Source organism: Streptomyces sp. DSM 120436, from assembly GCF_055778765.1.
In genome coordinates, this window is record NZ_JBSKBS010000001.1 from 851,457 (window position 1) to 872,369 (window position 20,913).

At 73.3% G+C, this 20,913-nt stretch carries 19 protein-coding genes and 2 pseudogenes; 9 read left to right on the forward strand and 12 right to left on the reverse strand.

The annotated features are described in order from the left end of the window. Window positions 1-130: 130 nt before the first annotated feature. The 3 genes and pseudogenes from ACWH4W_RS03795 to ACWH4W_RS03805 form a co-directional block, all read right to left on the reverse strand. Window positions 131-628 (reverse strand): annotated as a pseudogene (locus ACWH4W_RS03795) (tyrosine-type recombinase/integrase); the annotation flags it as partial. Next, entirely contained in the window at window positions 628-810 is a 183-nt protein-coding gene (locus tag ACWH4W_RS03800) for a helix-turn-helix domain-containing protein (protein ID WP_019524151.1), read from the reverse strand. The gene ACWH4W_RS03800 and the pseudogene ACWH4W_RS03795, both read right to left, overlap by 1 nt. After that, a pseudogene (locus ACWH4W_RS03805) lies at window positions 800-1,216 on the reverse strand (replication initiator); the annotation flags it as partial. The gene ACWH4W_RS03800 and the pseudogene ACWH4W_RS03805, both read right to left, overlap by 11 nt. A 222-nt stretch (window positions 1,217-1,438) precedes the next feature. Here ACWH4W_RS03805 and ACWH4W_RS03810 point away from each other — a divergent pair. The 3 genes from ACWH4W_RS03810 to ACWH4W_RS03820 all read left to right on the forward strand — a co-directional run bounded on the left by ACWH4W_RS03810 (window position 1,439) and on the right by ACWH4W_RS03820 (window position 4,630). Next, entirely contained in the window at window positions 1,439-2,497 is a 1,059-nt protein-coding gene (locus ACWH4W_RS03810) for a Gfo/Idh/MocA family protein (RefSeq protein WP_473074417.1), read from the forward strand. Between the two features lie 520 nt (window positions 2,498-3,017). Further along, window positions 3,018-4,214, forward strand: coding sequence for a PP2C family protein-serine/threonine phosphatase (locus tag ACWH4W_RS03815; RefSeq protein ID WP_473077405.1), 1,197 nt, complete (start codon window positions 3,018-3,020; stop codon window positions 4,212-4,214). Continuing rightward, window positions 4,211-4,630 (forward strand): STAS domain-containing protein, encoded by a 420-nt coding sequence (locus ACWH4W_RS03820; protein ID WP_473074418.1) that lies wholly within the window; start codon window positions 4,211-4,213, stop codon window positions 4,628-4,630. The genes ACWH4W_RS03815 and ACWH4W_RS03820 overlap by 4 nt, the downstream gene beginning before the upstream one ends. 43 nt (window positions 4,631-4,673) lie before the next feature. Here the strand turns inward: ACWH4W_RS03820 and ACWH4W_RS03825 are convergent, their stop codons facing one another. Then, entirely contained in the window at window positions 4,674-5,345 is a 672-nt protein-coding gene (locus ACWH4W_RS03825; RefSeq protein WP_473074419.1) for an enoyl-CoA hydratase-related protein, read from the reverse strand. 89 nt (window positions 5,346-5,434) lie between these two features. Continuing rightward, entirely contained in the window at window positions 5,435-5,788 is a 354-nt protein-coding gene (locus ACWH4W_RS03830; protein ID WP_473074420.1) for a hypothetical protein, read from the reverse strand. A 352-nt stretch (window positions 5,789-6,140) separates the two neighbouring features. Between ACWH4W_RS03830 and ACWH4W_RS03835 the strand changes: the two genes are divergently transcribed. Beyond that, a complete protein-coding gene (locus ACWH4W_RS03835) occupies window positions 6,141-7,178 on the forward strand; it encodes an XRE family transcriptional regulator (RefSeq protein WP_473074421.1) in 1,038 nt (345 codons plus the stop codon). An 18-nt stretch (window positions 7,179-7,196) separates the two neighbouring features. Here ACWH4W_RS03835 and ACWH4W_RS03840 read toward each other — a convergent pair whose 3' ends face one another. Continuing rightward, on the reverse strand, window positions 7,197-7,835 hold the full coding sequence (locus ACWH4W_RS03840; protein WP_473074422.1) for a DUF4352 domain-containing protein: 639 nt from the start codon (window positions 7,833-7,835) through the stop codon (window positions 7,197-7,199). A gap of 218 nt (window positions 7,836-8,053) precedes the next feature. Between ACWH4W_RS03840 and ACWH4W_RS03845 the strand changes: the two genes are divergently transcribed. Both ACWH4W_RS03845 and ACWH4W_RS03850 read left to right on the forward strand, forming a co-directional pair. Further along, the gene (locus ACWH4W_RS03845) at window positions 8,054-8,563 is read left to right on the forward strand and encodes a glutathione peroxidase (protein ID WP_106413764.1); all 510 of its coding nucleotides are present in this window, start codon (window positions 8,054-8,056) and stop codon (window positions 8,561-8,563) included. Between the two features lie 80 nt (window positions 8,564-8,643). After that, the gene (locus ACWH4W_RS03850) at window positions 8,644-9,516 is read left to right on the forward strand and encodes a MerR family transcriptional regulator (RefSeq protein WP_473077406.1); all 873 of its coding nucleotides are present in this window, start codon (window positions 8,644-8,646) and stop codon (window positions 9,514-9,516) included. Between the two features lie 221 nt (window positions 9,517-9,737). Here ACWH4W_RS03850 and ACWH4W_RS03855 read toward each other — a convergent pair whose 3' ends face one another. The 3 genes from ACWH4W_RS03855 to ACWH4W_RS03865 all read right to left on the reverse strand — a co-directional run bounded on the left by ACWH4W_RS03855 (window position 9,738) and on the right by ACWH4W_RS03865 (window position 12,084). After that, window positions 9,738-9,929, reverse strand: coding sequence for a DUF397 domain-containing protein (locus ACWH4W_RS03855; protein ID WP_473074423.1), 192 nt, complete (start codon window positions 9,927-9,929; stop codon window positions 9,738-9,740). A 226-nt stretch (window positions 9,930-10,155) separates the two neighbouring features. After that, entirely contained in the window at window positions 10,156-11,013 is an 858-nt protein-coding gene (locus ACWH4W_RS03860) for a helix-turn-helix domain-containing protein (protein ID WP_473074424.1), read from the reverse strand. A 318-nt stretch (window positions 11,014-11,331) separates the two neighbouring features. Beyond that, the gene (locus ACWH4W_RS03865) at window positions 11,332-12,084 is read right to left on the reverse strand and encodes a GOLPH3/VPS74 family protein (RefSeq protein ID WP_473074425.1); all 753 of its coding nucleotides are present in this window, start codon (window positions 12,082-12,084) and stop codon (window positions 11,332-11,334) included. A gap of 343 nt (window positions 12,085-12,427) precedes the next feature. Between ACWH4W_RS03865 and ACWH4W_RS03870 the strand changes: the two genes are divergently transcribed. Together ACWH4W_RS03870 and ACWH4W_RS03875 are read left to right on the forward strand one after the other, a co-directional pair. After that, window positions 12,428-14,974 (forward strand): D-alanyl-D-alanine carboxypeptidase, encoded by a 2,547-nt coding sequence (locus ACWH4W_RS03870; RefSeq protein ID WP_473077407.1) that lies wholly within the window; start codon window positions 12,428-12,430, stop codon window positions 14,972-14,974. A gap of 437 nt (window positions 14,975-15,411) precedes the next feature. After that, window positions 15,412-17,109, forward strand: a complete 1,698-nt coding sequence (locus ACWH4W_RS03875) for an MFS transporter (RefSeq protein WP_473077408.1) — start codon at window positions 15,412-15,414, stop codon at window positions 17,107-17,109. Window positions 17,110-17,145: 36 nt separating this feature from the next. On the opposite strand, the gene ACWH4W_RS03880 is transcribed toward ACWH4W_RS03875, so the two are convergent. Both ACWH4W_RS03880 and ACWH4W_RS03885 read right to left on the reverse strand, forming a co-directional pair. Continuing rightward, window positions 17,146-18,264, reverse strand: coding sequence for an ADP-ribosylglycohydrolase family protein (locus ACWH4W_RS03880; protein ID WP_473074426.1), 1,119 nt, complete (start codon window positions 18,262-18,264; stop codon window positions 17,146-17,148). A 122-nt stretch (window positions 18,265-18,386) separates the two neighbouring features. Beyond that, window positions 18,387-19,334: a tetratricopeptide repeat protein gene (locus tag ACWH4W_RS03885; protein WP_473074427.1), complete on the reverse strand. Its 948-nt coding sequence runs from the start codon at window positions 19,332-19,334 to the stop codon at window positions 18,387-18,389. Between the two features lie 424 nt (window positions 19,335-19,758). Here ACWH4W_RS03885 and ACWH4W_RS03890 point away from each other — a divergent pair, with 424 nt between their 5' ends. Then, a complete protein-coding gene (locus ACWH4W_RS03890; protein WP_473074428.1) occupies window positions 19,759-19,935 on the forward strand; it encodes a hypothetical protein in 177 nt (58 codons plus the stop codon). A 363-nt stretch (window positions 19,936-20,298) separates the two neighbouring features. Here ACWH4W_RS03890 and ACWH4W_RS03895 read toward each other — a convergent pair whose 3' ends face one another. Further along, window positions 20,299-20,868: a hypothetical protein gene (locus tag ACWH4W_RS03895; protein ID WP_473074429.1), complete on the reverse strand. Its 570-nt coding sequence runs from the start codon at window positions 20,866-20,868 to the stop codon at window positions 20,299-20,301. Window positions 20,869-20,913: the final 45 nt, after the last annotated feature.

Genomic DNA, 20,913 nt, shown 5'->3' on the forward strand with positions numbered 1-20,913 from the left:
CGTCACCGGCCTCACCGATGATCGTGGACGGTCGATCGCGCCGTCACCCCGCAGGCGGCTCAGCATTACTGACGGAGACGATCAGATACGGGTCAATCTGCAACCAGAAGGCACCGCCGTCCCGTTGGACGACGAGCTTGGCGACGTTCCGCGTGATCAGTTCCTCGCGGTACGCGGAGGAGAGTGCCGAACGCAGCACGCGGTGTGCCTCCTTGGCCGTCGCCGCGGTGGTCTTCTCCTCCAGGCGGACGAGGAAGCGGCGCACGTCGGCGACGCCGAGGGATTCGAGCCGCTTGGCACCGAGGAGCGGCACCAGGTAGAGCCGGACGTGCGCTTCGTACTTGTCGTACGTGCTGAGCTTGCGCCGGGGCTTGATGACGTTGTCCAGCCAGTACGGCAGCCACTCGGCGAGCCTGGCCGACCGGGTCGGCACCGGCACGCCCTGGTCGACCTTGTCGAGCAGTTCCCGACGCTTGGCGTCGCACTCGGCCCAGGTCTTGCCGTAGGCGTACTTGCGGGCACGGGTGCCGTCCGGCTGGAGGACGTACACCGCGCACGGGAAACGGCCGTCCTTGCGCTTGGTGATGGTGCCGGCGCCGTTGGGGTTGCGCTTGCGTTGCTGGGCCATCAGGCCGCCGCCTCCAGTTCGTTGGTGATGTACTCGCGGACGGCCCGCGCCGGGATGCGTCGGCACCGGCCGATGGTGATCGAGGGCAGGCGACGGGAACGGATCAGGTCGTAGACCGTGGAGCGACCGACCTTCAGCCGCTCCATCACCTCGGGCACCGTCAGCAGCTCGTCATCGCGCATGGGTCGGTTCTCCTTCCGTTCCGGGGGAGGGTTGGCGGGAGGCGGCAAGCCAGGTCTCCGCGGCTGTCAGGCCGGTACCGGCGAAGCGCCAGTGCGAGAGGACGAGCACGGTGTCCGGGTCGGGCAGCGGGTGGCCGGCCTCGGCCGCGCGTGCGCGGGCCAGGGCTTCGTTGTGGTCGGCGCGTTCCTGGCGGAGGGCGCCGAGGGTGACGGAGTAGGCGCGGGACTTGGTGGAGAAGTGGCCTCGGAAGCCGAGCATGTGAGCCCACTTGCGCAGGCGCAGGTCTTCGAGTTCGGGCAGGGCGCCGAGGTGCCAGCAGGTGAGGATCATGCGCCGGGCGTGGTCGGTGACGCCGGAGCCGATCAGGTCCGTGATCGGGTTGCGGATGGGCCGGTCGAGGATGCCCGCGGTCTAAAGCGGGTGTCGCAGGTTCGAATCCTGCCGGGGCACAACGAGAAGGGCCGGCTCAGGAGGGGTTTCCTCCCGGGTCGGCCCTTCGTCGTGTCCGGGACGTGCGCTTCGGTCAGCCCCTCCGCCTGCTGCGTTTTCACGGTGGGAAACCGGCTGTGAAGGAGGGGGGATCCGGAAGAGAATGCCCGTATGCGGATAGGAGTGGTCGGACTCGGGATGGGGCTTCACCTGGCGGACTGGTGCCGCAAGGTGGGCATGGAGGTCGTGGCGGCGTGTGATCGCGACCCCGAACGCCGTGCCGTGGCGCGGGCGCAGTCATCCGATGTGGTGCTGGTGGAACGGTGGCAGGAGCTGCTGGAGCACCGTCTTGACGGGGTCGTCCTGGCCAACGACTTCGACGAGCACGCGCCGCCGGCCATCGCGTTCCTGGACCGTGGGGTGCATGTGCTGTCCGAGTCGGCGGCGTGCGTGGACGCCGCGGAAGGAGAGCGGCTCATCGCGGCGGCGGACAGGTCGTCCGCGACCTACTCCTTCGCCGAGAACTACGTGGCCCACCCGCATGTCCGTCTCATCCGGCAGGCGATCGAGGCCGGGGAGCTGGGCCGGGTCAGCCTGATCGAAGCGGACTACCTGCACGGCATGTCCCCGGCCGAGGTCGCGGGCCTGATCGGTGACCCGGCGCACTGGCGCGGGCGCATCGCTCCCACGGCGTACTGCACGCACACCCTCTCCCCGGTGCTGGCCCTCACGGACGCCTGGCCGGTGGAGGTGTCGGCGTTCCCGGTGGACGAGGCGGACCCACGCGCCGCGGTCGTCATGGCGGTACGGCTGTCCACCGGGGCGCTGGCCCTCACCCGGCACGGCTTCCTCCAGGGCGAACCCGACAGCCACTGGAGCTGGATCTCCGTGCGCGGTACCAAGGCGCTGGCCGAGTCCGTCCGGGCCGCCGGCGAACGGTCCTGGTCGGTCCGTGTCAGGACGGAGGGCTGGGCGGCCCCGGAGGGCCACGCCCGCGAGGAGGAACGCGCCCCCGCGCCGCTCACCCTTGCCGGGGAACCCGTGGCACGCGGGGCCGAGGGCACCGTGGCGGTCCTGCGCGCCTTCCGGGCCACGATGGAGCACGGAGAGCCACCGCTGGTACCGGTGCGGCCCGCCGTGGCCGCGTCACTGGTCGGCGTGGCCGGCGCGGAGTCACTGGCCAACGGTTCCCGCCCGGTCCCGGTACCCGTGATGACGACCGGCCCACGAAGAACCACGGGCCAGGCAGACCCCTGACATCCACAGCTGACATCCACAGCTGACATCAACGACACCGGACGGGAAGGCACGCCAGCGTCTCCGTCCGGCCGTCGCAGCAGTCACCGACAACCGCAGAGACGTGTTTCCCGTGGCCAGGCACCCCACGGTGGACGCTTTCGCAGGTCAAGCCCCCACTCAGGGAAAACTCCTGAAGCGGGGCTCGCCGGTTCGGATCCTGCGGGGCACAGGGTGAGGGGCGCCTGCGAACCTAGCGATCACCAGGTCGGCCACCCGGCGGCGTGGCTCGCGGCCGGTGCTGATCACTGCGGCCCGGTACGGCCTTCGCCGAGGTCGTCGACGGGTCCCGGTACCGCACGTGTGCCCCGGCGGGCGGCCCTCCCCACCGAGCGGTGCATGCCGTCGCCGAGCGGGATACTCGGTAGGAGGGGAGCACGGCGGCGCCCTGAGTCGCGAAGCGGCGCGGTCCTTCGGGACGTCGTATGTCCGGCCGGCGAGGGGATCCAGGACCGTGACGGAACGCAGTGCGGTGTCGCTGATGCGGTTGATGCAGGCCAGCCATGTGGCCACGATGGAGCAGCTTCCGCGGTTGATCGCCGGTCACGCCGCCTCGGCGGGCCTGTACGACACGGCGGTCTTCCTGGTGGACATGCAGGAGACGGTGCTGCGCCAGCTCACCGGGCGAGGGCCGGACGCGGGGCAGGGCGGGCAGGAGTTCACCGTGTCGGGCAGCCTGCCCGGCCAGGCCTATCAGCGCGTGGAGCTGATCCCCGAGCCCGTACGGGCCCAGGGGGGCGGCGGTGCGCGGCGGCGCCGGTGGTGGGTGGCCGTCACCGACGGTGTGGAGCGTCTGGGGGTGTTACGGGCCGACACCGACACCGACACCGAGGCCGTCCGCGGGGCCTTGAAGGACCTGGCGTCGATGACGGCCCTGCTGGTGCTGAGCAAACGGTCCTTCAGTGACTCCTACGCCCGGCTGGTGCGCACCGAGCCGATGAACGTGGCGGCGGAGATGCAGTGGAACCTGACCCCGCCCCCCGCCTATGCCGGGCACGACGCCACCGTCGGGGCGGTGATGGAGCCCGCCTACCAGGTCGGCGGGGACGCCTTCGACTACGCGGTGACCGGCCGCGTTCTCCACCTGGGCGTCTTCGACGCCATGGGGCACGACACCACCGCCGGCATCACCGCCAACGTCGCCGTCGCCGCCTGCCGCAACGCCCGCAGGCAGGGCGCCTCCCTGGCCGGGACCAGCCGGGAGGTGGAGCGCGTCCTGATCGAGCAGTTCGGCGCCCGCCGCTACGTCACCGCGATCCTGGCGGACCTGGACATGGAGAGCGGCAAGCTGACGTGGGTCAACCGCGGTCACCACCTGCCGATCCTGATCCGCGACAGCCGCTGGACCACCGACCTGTCCTGCCCTCCGGCCGGCCCCATGGGAGCCGATCTGGGCCTGCCGATCGCCGAGGCCACCGAGCAGCTGGAACCCGGCGACCGTCTGCTGCTGTACACCGACGGCATCGTCGAGGCCCGCGACCGGCACGGCGTCGAGTTCGGCCGGGACCGCTTCGTCGAGTTCGTCCGCCGTCACCATTCCGGCCGGCACACCCTGCACGAGACCCTGCGCCGGCTGATGACCGCCGTCATGGACCACCACGACGGCATGCTCGACGACGACGCCACCGTCCTGCTCACCGAGTGGCGCGGCGGCCATCAGCAGGAGCTGATCCCATGAACCACCCGCACGTGCGCAAGGACGCCTCGACGCACTCCGACCAGCCGTCCGCCCCGTACGGCCGGCCGCCCGTCCCGGACATCGACGTCCGTCGGGCGGGCGCCGGCCACCACCTGGTCACGGTCCGGGGCGCCCTCGACCTGCACACCGCCCACCGGCTCGCCGACGTGCTGAGGCCGCTGACGCTCACCGACGGCCACAGCGTCCTCCTGGAGCTGTCCGGCGTGACGTTCCTGGACTCCACCGGTCTGACCTGCCTGATCGCGGCCTACCGCACGACCAGAACCGCCGGCGCCCGCATCGCGCTGATCGCGCCCAGCCCGCCCGTACGCCGCATGCTGGCCCTGACGGGCGTGGACCAGGTCCTGCACAGCTACCCCGCCCTCGAAGCGGTGCCGGACTGGCCGGGGCAGTGATCCGAGGAGCGCCCTTCCCGGCGCCGGCGGCGTGTCGTGCCCGTCAGCCCAGCGGGTCCGTGGTGTCCCTCAGGGTGGTCAGGACCTCGGTGTACAGGCGGGTCTTGATGGTTCCCAGGGTGGCGCCGGCCTTGGCCGCCTGGGCCCGGGCCAGGTCGACGGCCGTGGAGCGGACCGCGTCTTCCGGGACCGCCTGGTCCACGATCGCCGCGGCTGCCGCGTCCGTGCCTCCGTAGCGGCGGGCCGTCGTCATGGCCGCGTGGGCCGTCTGCGGGGTCAGGCGGGCGCGGATGAGGGCGGACATGCCGGGGGTGAACGGGATGTCGATGTCCGCCTCCGGCAGGCACCAGTAGCCGCGGTCGGCACGCATCACGCGGAAGTCGTGGGCCAGGGAGAGCATGGCCCCGGCCGCGAAGGTGTGGCCCTGGAGGGCGGCCACCGTCACGACCGGCAGGGACAGCAGCCGCGCGAACAGCGCGTGCACGGAGACCACGTAGTCGTGGTAGTGGTCCGCGTGGGCGAACAGCCACTCCAGGTCCAGGCCGTTGGACCAGAACTTGCCCGTGGCCGCGGTCACCAGGGCGCGCGGGCCCTCCGCCTTCTCCACCTCGTCGAGCGCGGCCCCGACCGCGGCGATCCAGTCGGGGTGGAAGCGGTTCTCGCCGTCTCCCAGGTCGAGGACGAAGACGTTGTCGTGGCGGTCCAGCGTGGGCATGGCGGCGCTCCGTTCACCTGTGGCCTACTCGCCAGTAACTTAAAGGGCAGGCCCAGGTTCCGCAAGACGCCCCGGGGCGCGGACACGGGTCAGGAGTAGCTGAAGTCGCCCACCGTCCAGGCGCTGACGTCCTCGATCGCCACCCGGTACATGCCGCCCGTCTCCGGGATGCCGACCGTGCCCTGGATGATCCGGGCGACGTGGAAGTGGAGGTGGGTGGGCGGGCCGTCCCGCTTCACCGGGGCGTCGAAGACGGAGGCGAACTCGCCGAGTCGGTCCGAGTCCGTCAGCACCTCCGCGACCCTCTTCCGCCACACGGCTTCGGGAGCCAGCCGGCCGGTGATGACGGCACCACCGGTGACCACGGTCAGAGACATCTGACTGCTCTGCCCCGATTCCACGCGGGCGGCGATGTCTACGATCAGCTCGTCGGGCTTCAGCATGGGCCGGATTCTATGCGGGGGCGTTGCGCGGTGTGCCGCCCGCTGTCCGGGTCACGGGTGCGGCACGCCTCTGACCTGCCCGGACACGGTGACGGTTGTCCGGGACAGGCGCTCCCTGTTGATCCCGGCCGGCGCGGTCGGCAAGGTCGGTGGTGCCGGCCGGGGGGCACGGGCCGCGGTGAGGGGGAGACCGCGGGCCGGCACTCCCGGCGGGCCGGCGACCCTGACGCGCCGACGCGCGGACACCCCCGGCGGGCCGGCGCGCACACGGCCGCGGGGTCCCGGCAGGCGGGTGGGGCGTGGCGGATTTCCCCGTTGTTCAGCGTGCAACGACCGCAGCAAGATGGCGCGCATGGGGAACCTGCGCGCGTTGTCTCCGTACGCGGCCGAGGATGCCGCCGGTTTCGTCGCGTCGTTGAGGCGGCTCAAAGAGCTGTCCGGGATGACCTACCGCGAACTGGAGGAGCAGGCGGCCCGGAACGGGGACGTGCTCGCGCGCAGCACCCTGGCCGACGTTCTCCGGCGTGACCGTCTGCCCCGGCCCGATGTCCTGGCCGCCTTCGTGCGCGCCTGCGGGGACGGACAGCGGGCCGGGGACTGGCTGGACGCCAGGGAGCGGATCGCGGAGGGCGGCACGGAACGGGGCGGCGGCACACCCACGCCGCCCCCGTCCGCGCCCCAGCCCCCGCCCGCGCCGAGCGGTGACGAGGACGAGGAGGTGGGCGCGGTGGCGCAGGACGGTGCGGCGCCCGCGGCCGGGCGGCCGGGGCGGCGCCGGGGGTGGACGCTCGCACTCGCCGCTCTCGCGCTCCTCCTGGCCGCCGGCGCCGGTGCCTGGGCCTGGCTGTCCCCCGGGGCGTCCGGCGCGCGGGACGGCGCCTCGGACGACGCCCCGGTCGCGCGGGGCGAGCGGGCGCCCGTGGACGGGTGGGTCACCATCCGGCCCGCCGGACGCACCGGTCTGTGCCTCACGGACGGACGCGATCGCCGGGGCGCCTACGGCAGCGCCGTCGCCGTGCACCTTCCCTGCGCCGGGGCCCCCGTGCCGCGTACGTACCTCGAACCGGCCGGTGCGGGGCTGTACCGCATCCAGTGGCACCACCCGGAGCTCGGCAAGGGCTGTCTGACCGTCCTGGGCGACGGTCCGGTGAGGGGCATGCTCGAACCGCGCGACGACTGCGCCCAAGCGACCCTGTTCCGCCCTGAGCCCGCCCCGGAGGGGGCCGGCGCCCCCGGCGCGTACCGGTTCCGGACGGTGCCGGGCGCGCAGTGCGTGGGCACCGCGGACGACACCGTGGCGGAGGGCGTGGAGGCCGTCCAGGAGCCCTGCGCGGACTCCCCGGACTCCCCGGACTCCCCCGGCCAGTACTTCGTCGTCCGGGCGGACTGAGGCGCCGGCGGCCGGGCGTCAGGAGACGTCGACGCGGACCGGGTCGCCCAGGAGGCCGTCGGTGTAGGTCACGTACCGCGGTGTGAAGGCGCCCCTGCCGGTGACGGTGCCGGAGACGTTCTCGCCGGGCGCGAGGTCCACGGTCTCGACCTGCCGCGTGTCCGCGCCGAGTTCGGCGGTGTGCTTGGTGCCCTCGGCGTCGGTGATCGTGAAGTACAGGGGGTTCACGCCCACCTCGTCGTCGCCGTTGTTGACGACGGTGACCAGCACGCTGGTGTAGGCGCTGCCGTCGGCCAGGGGGTCCTTGCTGAACTCCGTCCGCTCCGCGGTGATCTTCACCGGGCCGCTCCGCGCGGACTCCTTCTTCGCCTCGGACGTGTCCTTCGTCCCGGCGGACGCGGAGGTCTCGGCGGCCGTGTTCCCGCCGTCGCCGGCGTCGCCGCCGCCCGCCGACACCGCGGCGATCATGACGGCGAGGCCGAGGAACCCCGCGCAGCCGAGCCCCGTGACCTTCAGGAAGCGGCCCTTCCCGGGCGGCCGGGGCGGGGTGCCGGGGAAGCCGTGCCCCGGCGGCTGGGGGCGGGGCTGCTGGTTCGGGTACGGCTGCCGGTGCGCGTGGGGCGGCCGCTGCCTGCTCGGGTCGTTCGGCTGGGTCACGGTGCGGGGGCTCCCTGGTCGTCGCTGGTCGTGCGGGGAGGTGACCCGCGAGGAATGCGACCCGTTGCCCTGTACCGGACGGATTCACCCGACCGTGGCGGAGCGGCTGGTGAAGGTCGGGAGCCGGGGGGAAGGAGCGGGCGGACGGCTCCGGGGCGCGGCGGGATCCCGTCGGGGCGGTCAGGGCGGTGTCGGCGGCCGGGGCTAGGGTCGGCCCCATGACGACTACCGAGAACAACAGCGCCTCGCCGCTCGACGTCGAGATCGGCGCCCTGACCGGCGGCCCGGCCGGCCTCTCCCAGTACGCGGGCCGTGCCGTGCTCGTCGTGAACGTGGCCTCCAAGTGCGGGCTGACCCCGCAGTACGAGGGCCTGGAGCGGCTGCACGAGCGGTACGCGGAGCGGGGGTTCACCGTGCTCGGCGTGCCCTGCAACCAGTTCCTCGGGCAGGAGCCGGGCTCCGCGGAGGAGATCGCCGAGTTCTGTTCGGCGACGTACGGGGTGACGTTCCCGATGACCGAGAAGGTCGAGGTGAACGGGGAGGGCCGGCACCCGCTGTACGAGCGCCTGGTGGGCTTCGCCGACGCCGAGGGGCACAGCGGGGACGTCCGCTGGAACTTCGAGAAGTTCCTCGTCGGCCGGGACGGCGCCGTCGTGGCCCGTTTCTCCCCGCAGACCGAGCCGGAGTCGGCGGAGGTCGTGGCGGCCGTGGAGAAGGCTCTGGGCTGACGGTTGACCTTGCCCTTGGGGCAGGGGTGAGCGTCTTCGTCACCGGGCGGAGGAACCGCCCGGTCACGGAGAAGGGCGACGTGGACGAGGAACTGCTCTCCATCGGGGCGTTCGCGGCGCGGAGCCGCCTGTCGGCCAAGGCCCTGCGGTTGTACGACCGGCTGGGGCTGCTGGCGCCGGCGCGGGTCGACGCGGACACCGGTTACCGGTTCTACCGGGTGAGCCAGGTCGAACGGGCCCGGCTGGTGGCGCTGTTGCGGCGGCTGGACATGCCGCTGGCGCGGATCGCCGAGGTGGTGGACGCGGGCGACGGCGCAGCACAGGCGGGCCGGCTGGACGCGTACTGGGCCGAGGTCGAGGCGCGTCACGCCGCGCAGCGGACGCTCGCCGACTATCTCCGTGGACGGTTGTCGGGGAGGAGCCTCGAGATGTACGGGAAGTTCACGGTGGAGACGGTGGACGTGCCGGAGCAGGTGGTGCTCACCGAGTCGCGCCACATCCTGGCGGGCGAGCTGCCGGCGTGGATCGGCGCGTCGCTGGGCCGGCTGGAGGAGGGCGCCCGCGCCTGCGGCGGAGCGACCGGGTCACCGTTCGTCGTCTACCACTCCGAGGTGACGGTGGAGAGCGACGGGCCCGCGGAGGCGTGCGTGCCGGTCGCCGACGGGGCGGCGGCCCGCGCCTGGGCCGCGGAGCGGGGCCGGGCCCGGGGGACGGCGGTGCGGGTGGAGCCGGCGATGCGGCTGGCCCGCACCCGCATCACCAAGGCGCAGGTCGCGCACCCGCAGATCCTGGCCGCCTTCGAGGCGGTGGAGGCGTGGATGCGGGAGCAGGGACTGACGTACGCGGGGCCCTGCCGTGAGATCTACTTCGCGGACTGGGACGCGGCGGGCCCGGAGGACCCGGTGTGCGACGTCGCCTTCCCGGTCGCGGAGGCGAGGACGACCGCGGGCTGAGTGAGACGACCGCGGGCTGAGTGAGACGACCGCGGACCGAGGGACGGACACGGTCGCACGGGGCCGGTCGCGGGGGCTTCCCCGCGGCCGGTCCTGCCGTCTCCCGGCGGGGCGGGCCGGGACCCCGGGACGTGCGGAGCGGGGCGCGTGCCGGCCCTCTCGGCAAGGACGGCGGACTCGTCGAGAGGGCCTGTCGGCGGTGCCGGGCCCGCGCCGGGGCGCTAGGACCTGACCGAGGCCACGAAGGCGTTCCACGCGTCGGCCGGGAAGGCCAGCTTCGGACCCTCGGGGATCTTGGTGTCCCCGAGCTCCAGCGCCTCCTCGGTGGTCGACCTGACCATCACGCACGCGCCGTTGTTGTTGGTGTGGGAGGACGTCGTCCACGTTTCCGTGGCGCCCAGACGAATTGCCATGTTCGCTCCGTAGCCAGATGCTGAGTTGCTGTCACCGGCCTGCGCATTCCGGCGTGGACCCGCAGAACGGATTACGCCAACCGTGGATGCTGGTTGGCGTGATCGACGCTACTCGCCACCTTCGTCGTCCGGAGCGGCCGTTCACTCGACCGGATGGCATCTCTGGGGCGATACTTCCAGTCGTATGTGTCGGCGATGTACTATCCCGCCCTCTTACGACGGGAGTTCAGCGTGCGTACTCCTTCGCGAGCCGCTCCACCAACCGCCGCGACTGCTCCACGTTCAGCGACTGCGCCCGCAGGTGCTCGTACATCACCGTGTACTTCTGCACGTCGTGCGGCTTCTCCAGGTACAGGTCGCTGGTGACGCCCTCGATGTAGACCACGCTCGAGTCGGCCGCGTCGGCGAACTCCAGGATGGAGTACTGGCCGTTGATGCCCGCGTGCGCGCCGACCTCGAACGGCAGCACCTGCACGGTGATGTGCGGCAGCCGGCTCAGCTCCAGCACGTGCTCCAGTTGTTCGCGCATCACCTGGCGGCTGCCGACGACCCGGTGCAGCGCGGCCTCGTCGAGCACCACCCACAGCCGCAGCGGGTCCTGCTCGGCGGTGATCCGGCTCTGCCGGCGCAGCCGCACCTCCACCCGCTTGTCGTTCTCCTGCCCGCTGGACTCCGGCGAACCGCCCTGGACGATCGCCTCGGCGTACGGGCGGGTCTGCAGCAGACCGGTGATGATCTGCGGCTCGTACACCCGCAGCGACTCCGCGTCCGTCTCCAGACCGATGTAGACGCTGTACGGGATGTCGCCGAACGCGTGCCACCAGCCCTGCTGGCGGGAGTCCTTGGCCATCTGCATCAACGAGTCGACGATCCGCTGGTCCTCGACCTCGTAGACCCCGCACAGATCGCGCACGTCGCGTTGGCTGATGCTGCGGCGGCCGTTCTCCAGCCGGCTGATCTTCGACTGCGACACCAGCAGCCGCTCCGCGACCTCCTCGGCCGTCATGCCCTTCAGCTCACGGAGCCGGCGCAGCTCCTGGCCGAGCCGGCGCCGCCGGACGGTGGGGTTGACATTGGACGCCACGGGACGTGCACCTCCGGCTGCGTGCCTCGTACTTGCACTGTGTACTTGGACTTCGTACGTGCCACTGTGTGTGTCTGCTCGATGAGCAGACTGCCACCAACGCGCGTACTGCCGCTGGGAAATGGTGGATATACGACCGGTACACGCCCGTTCACCGCCCGCGGCCGGGAGCGACCGTGCCCTCGGGCACGCCGAGCGGGGCGGAGAGAGCCCGTGTGCTCTCTCCGCCCCGCTCGGACAGCGGCTCCCGTGACCGGGGCTGCGATGCCGTGGATCCGTGGTGGCGCCCTGCCGTGCCGAGCCCGGGGGACGTACGGCTCAGTGGACGGCGGCCCGTGCCATGGATCCGCGGTGGGGCTGCGCCGGAACGCCGCGGGCGGGTTCCGGTCCGCTCCTGCCGCCGGGGGCCTGCCGGCCCGCCGGTGCGGAGCTGCGGCGCGGCTGGGCCGCGACGCCGTTCTGGACGTCCATCACCGCGTGCGCGACGAGTCCGCCCATCGGGTCGTGCCGGATCAGGTCCCGCAACCGGGAGCGCGAGGAGCGACCCTCGTTCCCCGGGTACAGGTGCTTGCCGAGACCGACCGCGTGCGCCAGCGCGGCGAGCGCCGCGGTCCGCGGGTCCGGCGGGACGCCGGTGCGGATCGCGGAGTCCAGCCGGGCCCTGATCTCCCGGCTGATCTCGGTGTCCGTCGCCTGGTACCGGGTCGTCGGCAAGACCCCGCACATCTGGCCGGCCACGGCGTGCACCATGCCGCACCGCTCCAGATGCGAGAGGTAGGTCTGGCGGAGCCCGAGACGGGGCCCGCCGATCCAGTGGACGGCCCGCACGGGAGCGCCGCGCCTTCGCAGCAACTCCAGTGCGCTGTCCAGTGTTGGGTCTCCAGTCGGCCGTGGCACCACCACGGCGATACGATCCCCGTCTGGGGCTATCCGTCCGGCCAGCGCCAGCTCCACCAGCTGTGCTCCGGCCAGACCGAGATCGAGCGACTGCGGCTGCGCAGTGGTACCCGTGGCCGGGTCCAGTGCCAGCAGCAGAAGCTCCTCCGGAAGTGTTCTGCGGCTCCTGCCCATCCATGCCTCCCCGCGTGGATGAATGACAGGGTGACCCCTCTCACATTGGTCTGTCGAGGGTGCGTGACCGGTTCGTAGTGGAACCGATAGGTATGTCGTTCTCGTCTACCGCATGGGGTAAGCCCGCACACAGGACACTGGTACATGGTTCGGACAGCGCTTCAGGGCGATGTCACGGGCGGGCGGTTCACGGTTCGGTTGGCGCACGCGGGGCGTGCGGCACATGGAGGAGGCATCGGTGGCGGGCGAGTCCCCCGACAGGTCGAAGCAGCGCGAGTCGTCGGCACAACAGACGTCGGGGAGCGCCGGGCCGGTTCCCGAGAAGCAGGATCCCCGCCTCGCCATGACCCGCGAGACGGGGCGCTCGGAGAGCCGGGGAAGCGCGGACAGGCGAAGCGTGGACACGGCCACGCGGGTGCTGTCGGTCCGGGAGGCCGCGGCCTCCGGACCGGAGCCGGAGGAGAAGTCGGTCCCGGGGGCGGCTGCCGAGGCGGAGCGGGAGCGGGGGCCGGCCTCGGGGTCGGCTTCGGATTCCGGTTCGGTTTCGGACGGTGCTGCCTCCGACGCGGCGGACGACGCCCCGGCCGAAGGGCGTGACGGAGCCGTGGACGGCGGTGACGGGCGTCTGCGGGAGGCCGTCGCGGCCTGGGTGCGGCCGGCGGAGCCGAAGGAGGACGCGGAAGTGCCGGAGGCCGGCTCGGAGGAGTCGGCGCGGGACGACGCGGACGACGCCGGGGAAGCGCGGGACGACAGGAATCCGAAGGCCTCCACGGACGCCAAGGCCGCCTCGGACGAAGAGGCCGCCTCGGACGGGGAGGCCGCCACCGTCACCGCGGCGGAGGCCGACGCGGCCGACAGGGCGTCCGAGAGCGACGCAAGGGCGGACGACGGGGCCCGGGGCGACGGCGACGACGTCAGCGGGGTCGGCGCGGACGCCTCCGAGGCCCGCGCGGACGCCTCCCCCGCCGACGAGGACGAAGCTGACGAGGACGGGGAGAACGCCAAGCCCTCCGCGAGTGCCGAGGACGACGGCGGGAGCCCTCGCGAAGCCGACGGGGACGCCGACGCCCCGTCCGGCGACGCGCCCCAGGACGACGACCGGGACAAGGACGCCCAGGGCAAGGACGACCGGGCCGAGGACGACGACGAGGACGACGGGGACGGCCGCGCCCAGAACAAGGCCACCGCGGCCGGGGGCGACGAAGACGACCGCGCCTCGGACGAGGCCGCCCCGGACAAGGTCACCCCGGACACGGCCGACCAGGCCAGGGACGACGACGGGGACAACGACGGGGACGACGAAGACGACCGCGCCCCGGACGAGGCCGCCCCGGACAAGGGCGACGACGGCACCCCCGTCGATCAGCCCACCGCCGTGTTCCGGGCGCCGCGGCCCGCCGAGGCGTCCGTCGACCAGCCGACCACCATGCTCAAGCTGGGCGAGGCGGCCGCCCGTGCCGGCGAGGCCGAGCGGGCCGGCAAGTTCGTCGCGCTCAAGGAGGACCCCGCCCTGCGGCAGCCTCCGCGTCAGGGCGGCCCCGCCCCGGCCGAGTCGACGACGTTCCTGCCGCAGCTCGGCCCGGAGCGGACCACGCAGCAGCCGTTGCCCCCGAAGCCGCCGCTGGACCTGCTGGCCGAGCTGACCAACACGCCGCCGCCCCCGCAGACCCCGCTGCGGACGGCCGTGCGGCGGATCAAGATCTGGACGCCGCTGGTCGTCCTGCTGGTGATCGTCTTCGCGGTCGTGCAGAACGTCCGGCCACTGCCGACGCCCACCCTGGTGCTGACCGCCGAGGACAGCTACACCTTCGAGGGCGGCAAGCCGGACATCCCGTGGCCGGACAGCGGACAGGCCGCGCTGGACGTCGAGGGCGTCGGCACCTTCGGCTCCTCCGGTGAGCAGAAGCCGGTGCCGATCGCGAGTGTCGCCAAGGTCATGACCGCGTACGTGATCCTGCGCGACCACCCGCTGAAGAGCGGCGCCGAGGGGCCGAAGATCCCGGTCGACGCGCTCGCCGAGGAGCAGTCCGACGCCGGGCAGGAGTCGACCGTCAACGTCACCGAGGGCGACGCGATCAGCGAGCGGGAGGCCATCGAGGCCATCCTCATCGCGTCCGCGAACAACGTGGCTCGGCTGCTCGCCCGTTGGGACGCGGGATCGGAGGAGGCGTTCGTCGAGAAGATGAACGAGGCCGCCGAGGACCTCGGGATGTCGGACACGACGTACACCGACCCCTCGGGTCTGGACGACACCACCGTGAGCACCGCCGTGGACCAGGTGAAGCTGGCCCGTGCCGCGATGCAGCAGCCCGCGTTCCGCGAGGTCGCCGCGATGATGGAGTACATCGACTACAAGGGCGAGAAGCACGGCAACTGGAACCGCCTGGTCGGGCGGGACGACGTGGTCGGCATCAAGACCGGCACCACCACCTCCGCGCTCGGCAACCTGTCCTTCGCGGCGAAGAAGGACGTCGACGGCGAGGTGCACCGGATCGTCGGCGCGGTGCTGCGCCAGCCCGAGGGCGGCGAGGACAACACCATTCTGTCGGGCGCCCTGGACGCCGGGCACAAGCTCATTCTGGCCGGTCAGGACGCGCTGCGGGCGGAGACCATCCTGAAGAAGGGCGCCGTCGTCGGGTACGCGGACGACGGTCTCGGCGGCCGCACCCCGGTCGTCGTCACGGAGGACGTGAAGGCCGTCGGCTGGGCGGGGCTGTCGGTGAAGCTGACGTTCGCCGGGACCGAGCTGCCGCACACGGCGGAGGCCGGGACGAAGGTCGGCACGCTCACCGTGGGCGACGGCAAGAACGGCGCCGTCAAGGTGCCGGTCGCGCTGCGGGAGGACCTCGTGGAGCCCGGCTTCACCGACAAGCTGACCCGCGTCGCCTGATCCGGCGGCCGGTCGCCGACGTCCGCACCCCGCGGACCGCCGCCCTCCCGGGCGATCGGTCCGCGGGGTGCGTGCTAGCGTCACGAAACGGACAGGAGACGGGCGAGGAACGGGACACGGGGAGTGCCTTCAGGTGGCGACAGCGGAGCCGACACGCGCCGACGACGCAGACCCGGGCCCGGGAGCCGGCCCGCGAATACCCGCATCCGGAGCGGAGTGGTCCGCCGAGACCGCCGACGCCCCCCCCGGAGACGGACGCACCCCCGAAGACGGACGCAGCCCCGAAGACGGACGCACCCCCGGAGACGGACGCGCACCGGGCGAGGACGCCTGACGGGAACACCCCCCAGGGCGGCCCTCAGGGGGACCCCCGGCGTGACTCCCAAGACGACCCCCCGGGCCGCGTCGGGGCCGCCGTCCTCGCCGTGCGGGCCCGCATGCTGCGCCACCCGGTGCTGTCGGTCACCGCGCTCGCCGGGCTGCTGCACGTCCTCTGGTTCTTCACCTTCGCGAACAGCGGCGGCGACCTCGCCGCTCAGGACGCGTGGGCCGAGTTCGTGGGCCGGCACCCCGACTCCGCGTACAACCTCGCCTGGTACGGCGGGATGCACCCGGTGTCGTACAGCATGGTGTCGCCGTACCTGATGTCGCTGCTCGGGGTGCGGACCACGATGATGATCGCGGGCACGGTGTCGGCGGGCCTGCTGACCCTGGTGCTCCTGCGCAGCTCGTCGGTGCGCAACCCCCTGTGGGCCGCGCTGGCGGGCGTGTTCGCGCTGCTGTGCAACGCCGCCTCGGGCCGGGTGACGTACGGGCTGGGCACGATGTTCGGGCTCGGCGCCGTCGCGGTCGTCTTCTGCTGGCCCCACCGGTGGCGGTACAAGCGCTGGGCGAAGGCGCTGTGCGCGGCCCCGCTGGCGGCGCTCGCGACCATGGCCTCACCGGTCGCCGGCCTGTTCGTGGGCCTGGTGGCGGTGGCGCTGTTCCTGCAGAAGCGCCGGCCGGGCGCGTGGGCGCTGGGTCTCGCGCCCAGCGCGGTGGTCGCGGTGTCGGCCTGGCTGTTCCCGTTCTCCGGCACGCAGCCGATGAGCTTCGGCTCGGTGGTGCTGCCGCTGCTCTACTCGGTGCTGGTGTACGTCCTGGTGCCGAAGGACTGGAGGACGGTCCGGATCACGGCCGCGGTGTACGGGCTCGGCGTGGTGCTGGTCTGGCTGATCAGCTCGCAGATCGGGTCGAACATGACCCGGCTGGCCATGCTGTTCGGCGGTGTGGTGCTGGTGGCGGCGCTGCCGTTCGCCGAGCCCCGGTCCCGCAGGTGGTACGCGCTGGTCGTCGCCGTGGTCGGCTTCACCTGCTGGATCGGCGTGAAGTCCGTGAACGACGTGGTGAACACGACGCCCGCCGCCTCCTGGGCGCGTGAGCTGGCGCCGCTGGTGAACGAGCTCCAGGAGGTCGGCGCCGAGCGGGGCCGGGTGGAGGTCGTCCCGGCCCGCTCGCACCGCGAGGCCTCCGCGCTCGCGCCGTACGTGAACCTGGCGCGCGGCTGGAACCGGCAGGCCGACATGGAGCGCAACCCGCTCTTCTACGACGACACCCTCAACGCGGCCAACTACCACGAGTGGCTGAAGCGCTGGGGCGTGCACTACGTGGTGCTGCCGAAGGACGAGCCGGACGGCGACGGCGGCCAGCGGGAGCGGGAGCTGGTGCAGGGCGGGCTGCCGTACCTGAAGCAGGTCTGGGGTGACGCCAACTGGCAGCTGTTCGAGGTGCAGGCGCCGACCCCGCTGGCGGAGCCGCACACGGTCGTGGAGCGCGCCGAGCAGGGCGAGTGGACGCTGCGCGTGGAGAAGCCGGGCCGGATCCTGATCCGGGTGCCGTACTCGCCGTGGCTGGGTCTGGTCGACGCCGAGGGCGAGGCGCTGGACCCGCCGCGGGAGACGGAGGAGTCCGAGAACCGCCCGGAGGGCGAGCCGAAGACGTACGAGAACGTCCACGGCTGCCTGATGGAGACGGAGGAGGACGCCAACGGCGACCGGTGGACGGTGCTGCTGGCGCCCGAGGCGGGGACGTACCGGCTGGCGGCCCCGTACAAGTGGGGCGAGCGGGGAACGCCCTGCCCCGACGAGCTGCGCTGACGCGCTCCGGCGGGAGGCGGCCCCGGGGGCGTCCCCCTAGGCGCCTCGCGGGTAGCGGGCGAGCCAGGCCGGGGAGGCGGCCGCGGGGGTGTGGAGGGCGGGGCCCTGGGTCATCTCCATGGCGAAGTCGTCGGCGAGTTCGAGGACCGTGGGACGGCCCTCCAGTTCGGCCAGCCAGGCCGGCGGGAGGGCCGTCTCGCCGTGCAGGGCGCCCAGCAGGCCGCCGGTCAGGGCGCCGGCCGCGGCACTGGGGCCGCTGTGGTTCACGGCGAGGCACAGACCGTGCCGTACGTCCTCCCCCACCAGCGCGCAGTACACGGCCGCGGCGAGCAGGCCCTCGGCGGTGGCGGCGCCGACCAGTTCCGTGACCCGCTCCGCGCCGGGCGCCCCCTGCCGCACGGCGCCCAGCGCGCGCTGGAGGGCGTCCGTCACCGGCTGGTGGCCGGGCCGGGCGGCCAGCAGGGCGAGGGTGCGCCGCACCGCCGCGTCCAGAGCGTCGCCCCGGGTCAGCGCGTGCACCAGCACCGCGTACGCGCCCGCCGTGAGGAAGGCGACCGGGTGGCCGTGGGTCTGCGCCGCGCACTCCACGGCGAGCTGCGCCACGAGCTGCGGGTCCCAGCCGGCCAGCAGCCCGAACGGCGCGGACCGCGCCGCCGCCTCGGGACCCGCCTCGCCGGGGTTCTTGGGCGCGTCCAGCGTGCCCATCGTGTGGTCCCCGAGCCCCATGAGCAGGGCGCGGGCCGGGTCGCGTCGGGCGTACAGCCACTCCTCCCGCGCCAGCCAGCCGTCCTCCTCGCGCCGCTCGTCCGGGCCCCAGTCGCGCTGGGTCGTGGCCCAGCGCAGATACGCCTGGTGCAGGTCGGTCGGCGGGTGCCAGGCGCCGGTGTCGCGCCGCACCTGGGCGCGGATCAGGCCGTCCACGGTGAAGAGGGTGAGCTGGGTGTGGTGGGTGACGGCGCCGCGCCGGCCGTAGGCGGGGGCGAGGTCGGTCAGGCCCGCCGCGCCGTGGGTCCGGCGGATGGTGTCGACGTCCAGCCGGTCCACGGGCGCGCCCAGTGCATCGCCGACGGCCGCCCCGAGCAGCGTGCCGCGCACCCGGCTGCGGAAGTCCTGCTGCTCACGGCGTCCCCACACGGGCCCGGCAGTACCAGCCACCCAGACCTCCCCGGGACCGTCCGTACGTGCGACGCCCAGCACTGTAATCGAACGGGGGCGGCCGGCTCAGAGGCCGGATCGCTGTGCGGAGTGTGACCCGAGCGGCCGGAAGTGGCCGGTTTTCACCCGTCGCGGTCCCGTACGACCGCATCGCGCCGCTCGCGCGCCCAGGCGTAGGACGGATTCAGCTCCAGGGCGCGGTCCAGGTCGGCGAGGGCCCGGTCGCGGTGGCCCAGGCGGTGGTGGGCCACGCCCCGGCTCGCGTACGCCGACGCGTATCCGGGGTCGAGGGCGAGGGCCCGGTCGTAGGCGTCCAGGGCGTCGCGGTAGCGGTTGGCGGCGCGGAGCGCGTCCCCGCGCTCGCAGTGCGCCCACGCGGAGCCCGGATCCACGGCGACGGCGCGGTCGAGGGCGGCCAGGCGGCCGTCCATGTCGCCCAGTTCCCGGGCCACCCGAGCGCGGCGGACGAGCGCCCAGGCGTAGTCCGGTCTCAGGGCGAGGGCGTGGCCGAGCGCGGTGCGGGCCTCCTCCGGGTGTCCGAGGGCGAGGCGGGCCGCTCCGAGGGAGGCCCAGGCGTAGGCGTCGGCGGGGTCGAGGGCGGCGGCCCGCTCCAGGTCGGCGGCGGCCTCCGCGTGGCGTCCGACGACGCGCAGGCACTCGCCGCGCAGGGCGAGGGTACGGGCGTCGTCGGCGGCGAGGGCGGCGGTCTCCGCCTCGTGGCGGCGCTCGCGGTGGGCGGCGAGCATCCGCTCCAGGTCCTTGAACCGGTGTCCCTGTGCGGCGAACTGACGGCACACGGCTTCCAGCACCTCGGGGACGGAGCCGGAGGTCTCGTTGACGTACGCCGTCAACGCGCCTCGTTCACGTGCGAGATGCTCGAACTCCTTGACCAGGCGAGTCTTTCCGACGCCCGCGGTGCCGTGCACATGGAACAGGAAGCGGTGCCGTCCGTCCTCGGGTGTGGTGTCGAAGTTACCCCGGAACAGCTCCCGTTCGGCACTGCGCGCGACGAGCCCGGCCCGCGTCCGCCGCCGCACCCGCTCCTGGAGCGAAATCCGCCCGCGCGCCATGCGTACGTCCCTTCCCCCGCGTCACGACGGCCTCATTCTTTCGCACCTCGGGCCGGTCCGGCAGGGCGACGACAGACGACTGATCGCTCTGAGTGACCGCTCCCCTTGACTTCGGAATACGTTCCGAAGTCCGGTCGGGGCGTGTCCACACCAACGGTCGCCTTCTCCGGACTCCCGAAGAACTCAAAACGTGTCGCCGAGACCCCGACCGGGTCCAACGCGTGCACGTCACGCGCCGGGACGGAGAGGACCTCCACCTCACGACAGCTCGCCACGACCGGCAGCGTGAGGAGACGGCGGACATCACCGCCCGGCTCCTCGGCGCCCTCGTCCGCAGCGACGCGGGCGAGCGGGCCGTACTGCGCGCACTTCCCTCGGTCTTCCCCTGGTACGCCACCTGCCGGCGGAGGAGGCGAAGGAGTTCGTGGCGGACCTCATCGACGCCACGAACGACGCTGCGCACCCGGACGTCCACGGCAACCTGCACCGTCTGGTCACCGAATGGCGCGCGACCGCCCGCATCCTGGCGCACCCCGAACTCACGGCGAAGCTCACGCGGCGGCCGCCGGACGAGGACCACGGCGAGGTGACGGCGCCGTGAGCCCCGAGCGCGGCGACGACGTCGCGCCCCCGCCGGTGGACGGCGAACGGCGTCCGCGCTTCGCGGCGAACGAGGCCGCGAAGGGGTGGGGCGAACTCGGCGCGGGGGCGCCGGGCACCACGCGCCGCTGCATCGAGGCCCTGCGCAGGGATCCGACGTCCCGCCCGGACCCGGACCGTCAGCACCGCCTGCGGGGCCGGCCCACCACGGGGAACCTCGGCGGCCGGGACCGTCCGCAGGGGGAGTACGAGGTCACGGCGGGCGGCCGGGTGCGCTGCCTCGCCGACGAGGCGCGACGCACGGTGTGCTTCGTCCACGCGTCGCCGCGGCACCCGAAGGACACCGGGTGGCCGGGACGGCCGGCTAGTCCACCACGTGCACCGTGGTGCCCGCCGTGCCGAAGGTCCACAGGGCCTTGCCGTCCTGTTTGGCGACGCGGATGCCGCCGGTCCGGGTGCCGGGGTCGGCGGGCGGGGGTGAGGAGCCGTCGACCGCGTTGGAGAAGGCGACGAAGACGCCGGACTTCTGGGCGAAGTACATGATGTGCTCCACCGGCACGCCGTCGCTGCCGGTGGTGGCCTCGTTGCGGGTGCCGATCGTGTAGGAGCCGGGGTCCGGGGAGACCGTGCCGGGCCACACCGGGAAGGAGCGGCGGGCGGCGTCGCTGGCGTCGACGAGCCAGACGCGCTTCTGGCCGAGGGAGTAGACGATCCGGCGGCCGGTGCCGGAGTCGGCGGGCACGCCCGGTGCGCGGGTCTCCTCCGGCGGGGCGGTGGACGGCTTGGGGTCCGCCGTCGCCGCGGCCTTCGGCGGAGTGGTGGCGGCGACGGGCTTGGTGCCCTGGTCCGCCTGGACGCCCAGGACCGCCACCGCGGCTATCGCCCCCGTGGTCAGCCCGGTCACCCAGGCCCACGAGGGAAGTCGGGCAGACACCGGTACGCACTCCTCAGCTACCGACAGCGGGTCGGATCATCCTAC